Genomic DNA, 13,052 nt, shown 5'->3' with positions numbered 1-13,052 from the left:
CGCGAACCCATCCATTACGAACGCATCACGCCACTGGATGGCAAGCCACGCGAGGTGCCGCAAGCCGCGATGGCAACCCTGCGCATCGACGCAGGCCGCACCGACAAACTGCGCCCCGGCGACATCGTGGGCGCACTGACCGGCGATGCCGGCCTGCACAAGGACGCCATCGGCAGGATCGACGTGTTCCCGACCCGCAGCTATGTCGCCATCGCCCGTGCGCAGGCAAGGACTGCACTGGAGCGTTTGCGCGCGGGCAAGATCAAGGGCCGCAGGTTCCGCGTCAACAGGCTCTAGGCGCAGACGGCACTCAGCGCGCTGCTTCCGCTGCCATCACGCTGCGCCACCAGCGCTCGCCCGCGTGCGGCGCGTTCAGGTCGATGCGCTCGCCCATCACAGGCGTTGCCACGTCCACGCCCTTTTCGCCAGCAAAACGCAGCACCTGCTCGAACGGATCGAACCATGCATGCATCGCAAGATCGAAGGTGCCGTTGTGGATCGGCAGCAGCCAGCGCCCACCCAAATCGATGTGCGCCTGCACAGTCTGCGCCGGCTGCATGTGGACGTAGGGCCACTGCACGTTGTAGGCGCCGGTTTCCATCAGGGTGAGGTCGAACGGGCCTAACCGGCTCCCGATTTCGGCGAAGCCGGCGAAGTAGCCGCTGTCGCCGCTGAAGAACACGCGCTTGTCGCCATCGTTGATCGCCCACGACCCCCACAGCGTGCGGTTGCCGTCGCGCAGGCCGCGCCCGGAGAAATGCTGCGCGGGCGTCATCGTGAAACGCACGCCGTCGATGCCGATGTTCTGCCACCAGTCGAACTGCTGCACCTTCTCGCGCGGCACACCCCAGTCGGTCATGCGATCACCCACGCCAAGCGGGGTCAGGAACAGATCAACCTTGCCGGCCAATGCCTTGATCGCGGCGTGATCCAGATGATCGTAATGGTCATGCGAGAGCAGCACGGCGCGGATCGGCGGCAATTCATCCAGCGCGATGGGCGGCGCGTGGAAGCGCTTCGGCCCGAACCACTGCACGGGCGATGCGCGTTCGGAAAACACCGGGTCGGTCAGCCACCACTGCCCGCGCAATTTCATCAGGATGGTGGAATGCCCCAGCCGGTACAGGCTGCGATCCGGCGCGGCGTCAAGCTCGGCGCGGGTGAGCCTGCGCACCGGCACCGGCGCATGCGGCTCGGTGTTGTCCGGCTTGTTGAAGAGAAAGTTCCACCACACGCGCAGCGTCGAATCCGGCAACTCGCCCGCCTGCGGCTGCACCGGGTTGCGGAAACGGCCATCGGCATTCTGTTGCGAAGCGGTGTAGTCGCCCACTGGCGCATGCTGGGTGGTTGCAACGGTCAAGGCGATGGCTCCAAGCAGGAACAGGACAAGCACGCGCCGCCATGATCGGCGGCGCGCGCGGGTTGCGGTGAGGACGCGCTTGTCTTTACCCATCGGTCGCTGTGTCAAAGCTTCTCGCGGAAGAACGCCACCAGCACTGCCGATGCCTCATCGACATGCGGCTGCACATCGTAAAGCTGCATGTGGTTGGCACCGGCGATGACATGCAGATGCTTGTCCTTGCTGGCCGCACGCGCATGCAGGTCATCGCTCATCCATTTGCTGCCGGCTTCGCTGCCGACCACGATCTGCAGGGGCTGGGTCAGGAACACATCGGCCATGTGATAGGCATCGTAGGTGACCAGCAGATTGAAACTGCGCGCGGGGAAATAGCCCGGCGAGTTGGGATGCTGGCAGCGCGGCGTGCGGTAGTACTCCCACGCTTCGGCAAGTTCGGCGTTTGGCGCTTGCTCGCGCGTGGCCGGCGCAAACGGGATGCTGGGACCTTCACCACCGGCGGCTTCCACACTGCGCGCATCGGACCCCATTTGCAGCAGAGGCAACGCGGCAGCCGGATCAAGCGTGCCATCCCAGCCGCGATTGAACATCGCGCCGATGTTGACCGCGCTGACCGTCCCCACCGCCTTGATGCGGCGGTCGCAGATGGCCGCGTTCACGCTGTAGCCGCCACCTGCGCAGACACCCATCGCGCCGATGCGTTGCGCATCGACAAAGGGCAACGTGGTCAGGTAATCCACCACTGCGCTGATGTCCTCGCTGCGCACGAACGGATTTTCAAGATGGCGCGGCGCGCCGCTGCTGTCGCCCTGGTAGGTGGCGTCATGGGCGATGGCAATGAAGCCGTGCTGCGCCAGCTTGCTGGCATACAGGCTGGCCGTCTGCTCCTTCACACCGCCGCCCGGATGGGTGACCACCACCGCCGGGTAGCGTTTGTTCGCGTCGAAGTTTTCCGGGAAATGCACCAGTGCATTGAGCGTGGTGCCCAGGCCATTGCGGTTCTCGAACTGGACGGTTTGCATGCTGCAGCTCCAATGGATGCCCGGGGATCGGGCCACGGCGTGCATTTTCCGCACCCGAACCCAACCGAAAAACAGGGTAAAGTTGCAATCTGTTTGAAGCATTTCTTCACAATTGACCGATGATGGACGCCTCCCTGCTCCCTGCCCTGTCCGCCTTCCTGCAGGTCGCCCGCGCCGGCAGTTTTACCCGTGCCGCCACCGCGCTGGATGTCTCGCCCTCGGCGCTGTCGCAGACCATGCGCACGCTGGAACGCAAGCTGGACGTGCGCCTGCTCCATCGCACCACCCGCAGCGTGTCACTGACCGAGGAAGGCCGGCAGCTGCTGGAACAGGTCGCGCCCGCGCTGCAGGCGGTGGAACACGCGGTGCAGGCCATCGACGACACCCGTGGCCGGCCCGTCGGCGAAATCCGCATCAACACCTCGCGCATGGCCGCGCGCTGCCTGCTGGAACCACACCTGCCCGAGTTCATCCGCCGCCACCCCGGCATCCGGATGGAACTGGTGCTGGACGACGGCATCGGCGATATCGTCAGCGACGGTTGCGACGCCGGCATCCGTCTGGGTGAAAGCCTGACCCCCGGCATGGTGGCAGTGCCGATCACGCCGATGGTGCGGATGGCGATCGTCGGCGCACCGGCCTATTTCGCTCGGTACCCACCACCGCAAACACCTGCCGACCTTGCCGGGCATGCGTGCGTGCGCCTGCGCCTGACCACCAGCGCCGGCATCCTGCCATGGTCGTTGAGCGAACCCGACGACCCCGCGCGCGAGTTCGAGATCGAGCCGCAGGGCCGCTACACCGTCAACGACGACGATGCGATGCTGCGCGCGGCCTTGCTCGGCCTTGGCCTTGTCCAGCACATGGAACTGGCGGTGCGTCCGCACATCGCCGACGGCACGCTGGTGGAAGTGCTGCGCCCGTGGTCGGCCCCGTTTGCCGGCTTCCACCTGTACGTACCCACCCGCGTGCAGATGCCGGCGAAGATGCGCGCGCTGATCGACTTTCTGGTGGAGAAGCGCGCGGCGATGGCAGGTTGAGGCAGGTTAGTCCCGATCCGGCGCACCCAGCGGGAACAGCACGCGGAACGGGCGTGCCTCGTCCACCGCACGCGCCACCGAAGGCCGTGCCAGCAGGCGCGCGCGATAGGCGCGCAGCAGCGGATAGGCATCGGAAATCCGATGAACCCAGTCCGCGTAGAACAGCGACGGCGCGGCGGCGCAGTCGGCCATCGTGAAATCGTCACCACAGGCCCACATGCGGCCCGCCAGCTCGCCCTCCAGCCAGCCGTAGGCCAGTTCCAGCTTCTCCTCGGCGGATGCACGCGCGCCGTCGCGGTCGTACCCGTCCCGGCCCAGCGCACCCGCCACCGCCGCCTGCACCGGGCTCATCACATGCAGGTCGAAACAGCGGTCAAGCAAGCGCACCTGCAATGCCGCCGCCGGGTCATCCGGCAACAGCCGCACCGGCCCGGGATGCGCCAGTTGCAGGTATTCGATGATGATGCTGGTCTCCGCCACCTGCCGCTCGCCGTCCAGCAGCAGCGGGAACCTGCGCAACGGCCAGCGTCGCAGCCAGTCGGCGGTGTTGTCCGGGTGCTCCGGCGCGATGCAGCGGAACTCAAACGGCGTGGCGTTCTCGTACAACGCGATCAGCACCTTCCACGTATAGGAAGAAAAGGGGTGGCCGTACAGCGCAAGCGTCATGGCGTTGCCTCATCGGGTTGGATGGATACTGCCATGACGAACGGGTGTGGCCGGTTTCGACACGGGCCACGGCGTTCATGCGCAATGCTACATCCCGGCCGCATCCAGCATCGCCATCAGCCTGGATTTGCGGGCATGCGCGGCACGCACTTCGGCAACGAAATCGCGTAGTGGCTTTGACGTTGCGCATTTCGCCGACATCTGCAACAGCGAGACCAGATCCTTGTACTGGCCAGGCCCGTGCAACTGCTCCGCGAGCGGTCGCGCCAGGCGCAGGTAGAACTCGGCGGCAGCTGCCGGATCCACAGCGCGCGCGCGGTCGGCCAGCTTGTGCAGGGCGAACATGTCCACCGGTTTGCTGCGCGCCAGCGCAATGGCGTCGGCCAGTGCGCCGTCATGCGCCAGCAACAGGACGCGCAGGCTGACAGGCGCACCGTCTTTTTCCGTTGCATGTGCCAATGCCTTCTCACGCCACCGCGGCCAATCCTTGCCCGCACATTGCTTCAACGCATCCCAGCTTTCGCCATCGGGCCGCTGCACGAATGCCGCCCATAGCTGTTCCAGCGCCTCGTCGCCAAGTCCAGCGTCGGCCAGGCAGCGGGCAAGCGCGGCGCGCAACTGCGCATCCTTCGGGAAGCGCTTGACCGACGCTTCCGCAAACGCCAGCGCTTCGCGCGCGCGGCCGAACTCGTGCAGGCTTTCCAGTACGCGCAAATGGTTGCGTGGATGCGACAGATCGCGTCGCAGCACGCGCTGCAAGAGATCGAAATCACGGGTGCAACGGGCCAACGCCTCCACCCGGTTTCTCAGCAGATGCGCCCCCCATTCCCCCGACGCAGATGACGGCAGTTTCTCGAAGGCATCCAGCGCAAGCTTCGAATATGCGGCCTGCCCCTGCGCCCCCAGCACCTCCCAATAATCGGCGATTTCCAGCAGCCGCCACTCGTCCTTTTCCTGCAGCGCCCACAGTGCCTTTGCCAGTGGCTTTCCCGGTGGCGCGGCCTTGCAGGCCCGCGCGTGCAGATGCGCGATGTCCGCCATGCAACCGCCGACTGCGCCGGCAGAATCGTCCACGCGCTCGACGATCTTGAACAATCGCTTCAAGGCGTATTCGCACAGCGCGCGGCATTCAACGGGATCGCGCAGCAGGACTTCTTCCAGTTGGGCGATGGCAGCCGCAAGTCTTCTCGCGTATTCCAACGTGCGCCGGTAGTCCATGAAACCGCCCGTCGCCAGCACGCTGGACAAGGCGTCCTGCATCGCCCCCGGCTCGCTGGCGGCGCGATGCAGCAAGAGCCGCTTTTCGATGCCGCGATCCTCACGCGCCAGCGCCAGCAACCAGTCCGCCAGCCGTTCCACCGTCTGCATACGCAGGAAGGCCGAAAGCTCCGAAAAACCGTCTGCCGCCCTCCTGCGCCCGCGCTCGGGCGGTGCATCCTCCGGTACTACTTGGACAGCACCGAGGGCACGGGCGGTCAGCACTGCCGCCACCAGGTGCTTGCACAGCATCCCGCCGTCCGCCGCCGGGCAATCGCAACCCCAGCGCCAGTCACCGTTTACCTGCTTGAACCACAGGCGATAGGTTTCGCTGCCGTAGGCCTCTCCGGCCAGGTCATTGCCGGAAACCTGCGTAAGCGCAACCGCACCTTGCTTGAAATAGTCAACGCCGCGCTTGAACGCGCCTTCGCCGGCCTGCTGACGCAGCCAGGCATCATCGGGCAGCCTCGTTTCGTCCATTTCGTTCCGGCCCTTCATCGTTTACAACATCGGCAGCTTGAGACCCTGCTCTTTCGCGCATTGCTGCGCGATCTCGTAGCCGGCATCGGCATGGCGCATCACGCCTGTGCCGGGGTCGTTCCACAACACGCGGGCGATGCGCTTGTCGGCGGCTTCGGAACCATCGCACACGATCACAACACCACTGTGCTGGCTGTAACCCATGCCAACACCGCCGCCGTGGTGCAACGACACCCAGGTCGCGCCACCAGCAACATTGAGCATGGCATTGAGCAGCGGCCAGTCACTGACGGCATCGGAACCATCGCGCATGGCTTCGGTTTCACGATTGGGCGAGGCCACGCTGCCGGAATCCAGATGGTCACGGCCAATCACGATGGGGGCTTTCAGCTCGCCGTTGCGCACCATCTCGTTGAAGGCCAGCCCCAGCTTGTGGCGCAGGCCAAGGCCCACCCAGCAGATGCGCGCGGGCAAGCCCTGAAAGCGGATGCGCTCGCGTGCCATGTCCAGCCAGTTGTGCAGGTGGGCATCGTCCGGAATCAGTTCCTTGACCTTGGCATCGGTCTTGTAGATGTCCTCCGGGTCGCCACTCAGCGCCACCCAGCGGAACGGGCCGATGCCACGGCAGAACAGCGGACGCACATAGGCCGGCACGAAACCGGGGAAGTCGAAGGCATTGGCGCAGCCTTCATCCTGCGCCATCTGGCGGATGTTGTTGCCGTAATCCACGGTGGGGATGCCAGCTGCGTGGAAGGCCAGCATTGCCTCGACGTGGACGCGCATCGACTTCTTGGCGGCGTCGCGCACCCTTTCCGGATTCGCTTTCTGTTCTTCCAGCCACTCGTCCACCGTCCAGCCGATGGGCAGGTAGCCATGCACCGGATCATGCGCACTGGTCTGGTCGGTCACACAGTCCGGGCGCACGCCGCGCTTCACCAGTTCCGGCAGGATCTCCGCCGCGTTGCCGAGCAAGGCGATGGATTTCGCTTCGCCCGCCTCGGTGTATTTGGCGATGCGAGCCAGCGCATCATCGATGTCATTGGCCTGTTCATCGACATAGCGCGTGCGCAGGCGGAAGTCGATGCTGCTCTGACGGCATTCGATGTTGAGGCTGCACGCGCCGGCAAGCGATGCCGCCAGCGGCTGCGCGCCGCCCATGCCGCCCAGCCCTGCGGTAAGTATCCACTTGCCGCGCAGACTGCCACCGTAATGCTGGCGACCCATCTCCACGAAGGTTTCGTAGGTGCCCTGCACGATGCCCTGCGAGCCGATGTAGATCCAACTACCCGCCGTCATCTGGCCGTACATCATCAAGCCCTTTTTATCGAGCTCGTTGAAGTGCTCCCACGTGGCCCAATGCGGCACCAGGTTGGAATTGGCAATCAGCACGCGCGGCGCATCCGCATGCGAGGGAAACACGCCGACCGGCTTGCCGGACTGCACCAGCAGGGTTTCATCGTCACCGAGCGTTTTCAGCGTTTCGAGAATCTTGTCGTAGCAGTCCCAGTCGCGTGCGGCGCGGCCGATGCCGCCATACACCACCAGCGATGCCGGGTCCTCGGCCACTTCCGCATCCAGATTGTTCTGCAACATCCGGAACGGTGCCTCGGTCAGCCACGACTTGCAGGTGAGCGTATTGCCGCGCGGCGCGCGGATGCTGCGGGACGGATCAAGGCGGCTGGACATGGCTTAAAGCTCCTGCATGGAATCTGCCGATTATCGCATCCACCCCGGGCCGGACTGTGCAGCCGGGATGGGCCGGGAAGCGGGCCGTTCGCTATCATCGGCAGCATGTCCCGTCTCCTCCATCTCCTTGCACTGGCGCTACTGCTTGGCGGCTGCGCCACCCGTCCCGATACCCGCAGCGCCGATCCCGTCCTGCTGATTTCCATCGATGGCCTGCGCGCCGACTATCTGGAACGCGGGCTGACGCCGAACCTGTCGCGCATCGCCGGCGAAGGCGTGCGCGCGCAGTGGATGAATCCGTCCTATCCGTCGCTGACCTTCCCCAACCACTACAGCATCGTCACTGGCCTGCGCCCCGACCATCACGGCATCGTCCACAACAGCATGAGTGACGCGCAGCTCGGCACCTTCCGGCTGTCCGACCGCGAAGCCGTCGGCGATCCGCGCTGGTGGGGCGGCGAGCCGATCTGGATCGGCGCGATCAAGTCCGGCCAGCGTGCGGCAACGCTGTTCTGGCCCGGCAGCGAAGCGCCGATTGGCGGCATCCACCCGACCTACTGGAAACCTTACGACGGCAGCGTGAGTTACGACGCGCGCGTGGATGAAGTGCTGGGCTGGCTGTCACAGCCGGCATCCACCCGCCCGCGCGTGGTGACGCTGTACTTCGACCATGTCGATCACGAAGGCCATTCCCACGGCCCCGATTCACCACAGGTGCGCGATGCGCTGGTCGATGCCGACCGCGCCATCGGTCGGCTGCTGGACGGGCTGGACGCACGCGGCCTGCGCGTCAACCTGATCGTGGTGTCCGACCACGGCATGGCGGCGGTGACGCCCGAGCGCCTGCTTGCCATCGAGGACATGGTGACGATGGAGGAAGCGGAGGTGACCTCGCTGGGCCAGGTGATCGGCATCAATCCGAATCCGGGCTTGCAGGCGCAGGTCGAACGCAAATTGCTTGGCGCGCACGCGCAATACGACTGCTGGCGCAAGGGCGAGCTGCCGGCGCACTGGCATTACGGCACGCATCCGCGCATCGCCGCCATCGTCTGCCAGATGCACGAAGGCTGGGACGTATTGCCGCGCGAAGCCATCGCCAAGCGCCAGACCGGCGAAACGCGCGGCTCGCACGGCTTTGATCCGGCATTGCCGTCGATGCGTGCAATCTTCATCGCCCATGGCCCGGCGTTCCGGCAGGGCGTGGTGTTGCCCGCATTCGACAATATCGATGTGTATCCACTGCTGGCGCGGCTGGCCGGCATCACGCCCGCGCCGAATGATGGCAACGCGCAAACCCTGCTGCCCGCACTGAAAGACACGAAGTGATGCTCTGCCGCCGCATCGACAGCCCGGTGGGGCCGCTGATGCTGGCGGCGGACGCAACCGGCCTGCGCCACATCGAGTTCCGCGACAACCGCCACCCTGCCAATCGCGGCGACTGGCACGGCGGCGACAGCGACATCCTGCAGGCGGCGGAAGCGCAACTTGGCGAATACTTCGCCGGCACGCGCCGCGTGTTCGATCTGCCGCTCGCGCCGCAGGGAACCGACTTCCAGTTGCAGGTCTGGCGCGAACTTGCGCGCATTCCCTTCGGCGAAACCATCAGCTACGCGCAACTGGCGCAGCGTCTTGGCAATCCCAATGGCACCCGCGCGGTGGGCGCGGCCAATGGACGCAACCCGCTACCCATCGTGCTGCCCTGCCATCGCGTGATCGGTGCCGACGGATCACTGACCGGCTTCGGCGGCGGGCTATCGACGAAGGAATATCTGCTGCGGCTGGAAGGTGCATTGCCGGAGCAGTCGGGGTTGTTCGGCTGACCCCTGCATGCGGAGCAAGCTCCGCATCTACGGCAAGCTGCTCTGTAGGTGCGGAGCTCGCTCCGCACGCACGGTTACGCGATACGCGATGCCTTCATCGCCGCATGGGTAACGCGATGAATCAAGCGCGCGGCGACGCGCGCGGTCACGTTGTCGCGGTCCAGCGGCGGCGACACTTCGGCCACGTCCATCGCGATCAGCTTGCCGGTGGCGGCGATGGCATCCAGCAGCGGCTCGATCACCTCCATCGACACACCGCGCGCGGCTGGCGCGCTGACGCCGGGTGCCATCGCATGCGGCAGGCCATCGATGTCGATGGTGAGATAGATCGCATCGACATCCGCCAATTTCTGTTTCAGTTCCGCCAGCCGCTGCGGCAGGTCGAGCAGACCGAGTTCATCGTCGCGCACGTAATGCACGCCAAGCGCATCGGCGGTGTCGAAGAGCACGCGCGTGTTCGACGCGGCACTGATGCCATAGACCAGATAGTCCAGCGGCAGGCCGCGTGCGCGCGCATCCTCGATGGCCTGCAGGAACGGCGTGCCGGAACTGCCCTGCTCCTGCCGGCGCAGGTCGAAATGCGCATCGATGTTGACGATGGCAAAGCGTGGACGTTCATCGCGCAAATGCCGCGCAATGCCCATGTAGGTGGCGAAGGCGATTTCGTGGCCACCGCCCAAGCCGACCGGCAAGTGGCCTGCATCCAGCAAGCCGGCCAGCGCGTCCGCATAGCGTGACTGCGCGCCTTCAAGGTCGCCATCCGTGCAGGCGATGGTGCCAGCGTCATACAGCGGCGCGTCGTCCAGCACCGGCAGGTTGGACAGCATTCTGCGCAGCGCCGCCGGCCCTTCCGCCGCGCCAATGCGGCCGTGGTTGCGGCGCACGCCTTCGTCGCAGGCAAAACCGAGCATCGCCACGCCCGGTGCAGCGCCGGCAAACGGCGCACGCACCCACTGGTGCCAGCGCCGCGTCGAAGCGTCTTCCGGCAGGTCGATGCGGCCACCCCAGCTTTCCACGGCGCTCATGGCAACACCGGCATCAATAGGTTCGACGGCTGCATGGCAGGCTCCGGCAAGCGAAAGCGCCATTCTAGCGGGCGCGGCATTTGCCATAATCGAACGTCGCACGCGCATCGGGATGCATTCGCACATGGCAGGCAAGCGCTGGGATCTGCTGCTCACGCACGCAACGCTGGTCACGCTGGATGCGGACGCCGGCTACGGGCTGATCGAGGACGGCGCGCTGGCCTGCGCCGATGGCCACATCGACTGGCTGGGGCCGATGCAGGCACTGCCGGCAAATGCGACTGCCGAACACACCGAGGACTTGCAGGGCAGGCTGCTCACGCCGGGGCTGGTCGATTGCCATACCCATCTGGTGTTCGCCGGTGACCGCGCGGCGGAGTTCGAGATGCGCCTGCAGGGCGCGAGCTACGAGGACATCGCGCGTGCCGGTGGCGGCATCGTTTCCAGCGTGCGTGCGGTGCGCGATGCCAGCGAGGATGACCTGCTGGCGCAATCGCTGCCGCGTGCAAGATCACTGCTTGCCGACGGCGCAACCACGCTGGAAATCAAGTCAGGCTACGGGCTGGACCTGCCCAACGAACGCAAGATGCTGCGCGTTGCACGGCGCATTGGTGAGGAACTCGGCATCGGCATTCGCACCACCTATCTGGCCGCGCATGCACTGCCGCCGGAAGCAGCAGGCGATGCCGACGGCTACATCGACGCCGCGATCGGCTGGCTGCATGCATTGCACGCCGAAGGACTGGTGGATGCGGTGGACGCCTTCTGCGAGCGGATCGGATTTTCGCCCGCGCAAACGCGGCGGATGTTCGAAGCCGCACGCGCGCTTGGCCTGCCGGTGAAACTGCATGCCGACCAGTTGAGCGATGGCGGCGGCGCGGCATTGGCCGCAGGTTACGGCGGGCTGTCTGCCGACCACATCGAACATACCGACGAAGCCGGCGTGCGTGCGATGGCGGCAAGCGGCACGGTGGCGGTGCTGCTGCCCGGTGCCTTCCACGTATTGCGCGAAACCAAACTGCCGCCACTGGACCTGCTGCGCGAGCACGGCGTGCAGATGGCCCTCGCCACTGACTGCAACCCCGGTACCTCGCCGTTGCTGTCGCTGCGACAGGCGATGCAGCTTGCCTGCACGCACTTCAAGCTGACGCCGGAGGAAGCCCTGCGCGGTGCCACCGTCAACGCAGCGAAAGCGCTTGGGCTTGCGGATCGCGGCATGCTGCGCGCCGGCATGCGCGCCGACTTCGCCGTCTGGCACGTGCAGCAACCGGCGGCACTGTGCTATTGGCTGGGTGGACAACTGTTGCACGCTGCCTATGCCGGCGGTCGCCGGCTCACCTGACATCAACGGAGAACACCATGCGCCACATGCTCGCCGCCGCCATCACGCTGTCCATTGCTGCCGCGCTTGCACCCGCCGCACAGGCGCAGGACGCCGCCCGCAAGCTGGCGCAGGACGCGATCATCGTTGATACCCATGTCGATGCACCCGGCATCCTGATGGATACATGGGCCGACCTTGGCACGCGCGCCGATGACCGCGAGTTCGACTATCCGAAGGCGCGCGAAGGTGGCCTCGACATCGCCTTCATGTCGATCTACACATCGCCGGGACAGGACGCCAGCGGCAGTGCGTGGCAAATCGCCAACGCGATGATCGACGGCGTGGAAGCGCTGGCGCATCGGCACCCCGACAAGTTCGCGATCCTGACCTCGCCGAAGGATGCGCTGCGCCTGCTGGAAGGTGGCCGCGTGCTGCTGCCGCTGGGCATGGAGAATGGCGCACCGATCGGCGACAAGCTCGAAAACCTCAAGTTCTTCTTCGACCGTGGCGTGCGCTACATCACCCTTGCGCACAGCGCCAACAACCGCATCGCCGACTCGTCCTACGTGGTCGAAAAGAAGTGGAACGGGCTGAGCCCGTTCGGGCGCGAGGTGGTGAAGGAAATGAACCGGCTCGGGATCATGGTCGATGTGTCCCACCTCGGTGATGCCTCGGCGGCGGAGGCCATCGCGCTGAGCAAGGTGCCGGTGATCGCCAGCCATTCCGCCTTCCGCCACTTCACGCCGGGCTTCGAGCGCAATATCAGCGACGAGCTGGCGAAGGCCGTCGCCGCCAAGGGTGGCGTGGTGCAGATTCCCTTCGGCACCGCCTTCATCGATCCGGCCAGCGCCGCAGACACGCAGGCGCATTTCCGCGCGCGCAACGACTTCGACCACCGCAATGCCGAACTCAAGGCGCAGGGCAAGCCGGAGCTGGATCGCGCGCAATTCGAAAAGGACTGGGCCAGCGCGCATCCCACCCGCCAGAGCACGCTGGCGCAGGTGCTGGACCAGATCGATTACGGGGTGAAGCTGATCGGCATCGACCACGTCGGCATCGGCAGCGACTTCGACGGCGTGGGCGGCGAACTGGCGAACGAACTCAAGACCGTGGCCGACTTCCCCCATCTGGTCGCCGGCCTGCAACAGCGCGGTTATTCCGAAGCCGACATCCGCAAGATTTTGGGCGGCAACCTGCTGCGCACCTGGGCGCAGATCGAGGCCGGCGCGGGAAAGTAACCGCCCATAAGGAAGGTCTGAACAAGCCGTCATTCCGGCGAAAGCCGGCCGCTTCTGACAAACGAATGTTTGTCCAATCTAGCTCTTTGGTAAGTCATTGAAAAAGCTGGATCCCGGCTTTCGCCGGGATGACGTTT

12 protein-coding genes are annotated in these 13,052 nt (G+C 65.6%); 6 read left to right on the top strand and 6 right to left on the bottom strand.

Features of this window, described 5'->3' with window-relative positions; genetic code table 11:
* Nucleotides 1–297, top strand: a 297-nt coding sequence (locus tag QM612_RS10645; protein ID WP_415253867.1) for a DbpA RNA binding domain-containing protein, incomplete at its 5' end; no start/stop codon positions are given.
* 13 nt (nucleotides 298–310) lie between these two features.
* Here QM612_RS10645 and QM612_RS10640 read toward each other — a convergent pair.
* Both QM612_RS10640 and QM612_RS10635 read right to left on the bottom strand, forming a co-directional pair.
* Nucleotides 311–1,453 carry an MBL fold metallo-hydrolase gene (locus tag QM612_RS10640; protein ID WP_415253866.1) on the bottom strand — a complete coding sequence of 381 codons (1,143 nt, stop codon included), beginning with the start codon at nucleotides 1,451–1,453 and terminating at the stop codon, nucleotides 311–313.
* 11 nt (nucleotides 1,454–1,464) lie between these two features.
* Nucleotides 1,465–2,379 carry an alpha/beta hydrolase gene (locus QM612_RS10635; RefSeq protein ID WP_415253865.1) on the bottom strand — a complete coding sequence of 305 codons (915 nt, stop codon included), beginning with the start codon at nucleotides 2,377–2,379 and terminating at the stop codon, nucleotides 1,465–1,467.
* A 119-nt stretch (nucleotides 2,380–2,498) separates the two neighbouring features.
* On the opposite strand from QM612_RS10635, the gene QM612_RS10630 reads away from it, so the two are divergent.
* Nucleotides 2,499–3,419: a LysR family transcriptional regulator gene (locus tag QM612_RS10630; RefSeq protein WP_415253864.1), complete on the top strand. Its 921-nt coding sequence runs from the start codon at nucleotides 2,499–2,501 to the stop codon at nucleotides 3,417–3,419.
* A 6-nt stretch (nucleotides 3,420–3,425) separates the two neighbouring features.
* On the opposite strand, the gene QM612_RS10625 is transcribed toward QM612_RS10630, so the two are convergent.
* The 3 genes from QM612_RS10625 to hutU all read right to left on the bottom strand — a co-directional run bounded on the left by QM612_RS10625 (nucleotide 3,426) and on the right by hutU (nucleotide 7,508).
* A complete protein-coding gene (locus QM612_RS10625) occupies nucleotides 3,426–4,085 on the bottom strand; it encodes a glutathione S-transferase family protein (protein ID WP_415253863.1) in 660 nt (219 codons plus the stop codon).
* An 87-nt stretch (nucleotides 4,086–4,172) separates the two neighbouring features.
* On the bottom strand, nucleotides 4,173–5,822 hold the full coding sequence (locus QM612_RS10620; protein ID WP_415253862.1) for an SWIM zinc finger family protein: 1,650 nt from the start codon (nucleotides 5,820–5,822) through the stop codon (nucleotides 4,173–4,175).
* Between the two features lie 21 nt (nucleotides 5,823–5,843).
* Nucleotides 5,844–7,508 (bottom strand): urocanate hydratase, encoded by a 1,665-nt coding sequence (gene hutU, locus QM612_RS10615; protein ID WP_415253861.1) that lies wholly within the window; start codon nucleotides 7,506–7,508, stop codon nucleotides 5,844–5,846.
* A 105-nt stretch (nucleotides 7,509–7,613) separates the two neighbouring features.
* Between hutU and QM612_RS10610 the strand changes: the two genes are divergently transcribed.
* Nucleotides 7,614–8,834, top strand: a complete 1,221-nt coding sequence (locus QM612_RS10610) for an ectonucleotide pyrophosphatase/phosphodiesterase (RefSeq protein WP_415253860.1) — start codon at nucleotides 7,614–7,616, stop codon at nucleotides 8,832–8,834.
* Nucleotides 8,834–9,328 carry a methylated-DNA--[protein]-cysteine S-methyltransferase gene (locus QM612_RS10605; RefSeq protein ID WP_415253859.1) on the top strand — a complete coding sequence of 165 codons (495 nt, stop codon included), beginning with the start codon at nucleotides 8,834–8,836 and terminating at the stop codon, nucleotides 9,326–9,328. Before QM612_RS10610 ends, QM612_RS10605 begins: the two co-directional genes overlap by 1 nt.
* 74 nt (nucleotides 9,329–9,402) lie before the next feature.
* On the opposite strand, the gene hutG is transcribed toward QM612_RS10605, so the two are convergent.
* Nucleotides 9,403–10,353, bottom strand: coding sequence for a formimidoylglutamase (gene hutG / locus QM612_RS10600; RefSeq protein WP_415253858.1), 951 nt, complete (start codon nucleotides 10,351–10,353; stop codon nucleotides 9,403–9,405).
* A gap of 124 nt (nucleotides 10,354–10,477) precedes the next feature.
* On the opposite strand from hutG, the gene hutI reads away from it, so the two are divergent.
* The gene (gene hutI / locus QM612_RS10595) at nucleotides 10,478–11,695 is read left to right on the top strand and encodes an imidazolonepropionase (protein ID WP_415253857.1); all 1,218 of its coding nucleotides are present in this window, start codon (nucleotides 10,478–10,480) and stop codon (nucleotides 11,693–11,695) included.
* Nucleotides 11,696–11,712: 17 nt separating this feature from the next.
* The gene (locus QM612_RS10590) at nucleotides 11,713–12,915 is read left to right on the top strand and encodes a dipeptidase (RefSeq protein WP_415253856.1); all 1,203 of its coding nucleotides are present in this window, start codon (nucleotides 11,713–11,715) and stop codon (nucleotides 12,913–12,915) included.
* Nucleotides 12,916–13,052 lie beyond the last annotated feature (137 nt).

It is taken from the genome of Thermomonas sp., assembly GCF_047606765.1.
Lineage (GTDB): Bacteria > Pseudomonadota > Gammaproteobacteria > Xanthomonadales > Xanthomonadaceae > Thermomonas.
This window is presented reverse-complemented; position numbering and strand designations above follow the sequence as displayed.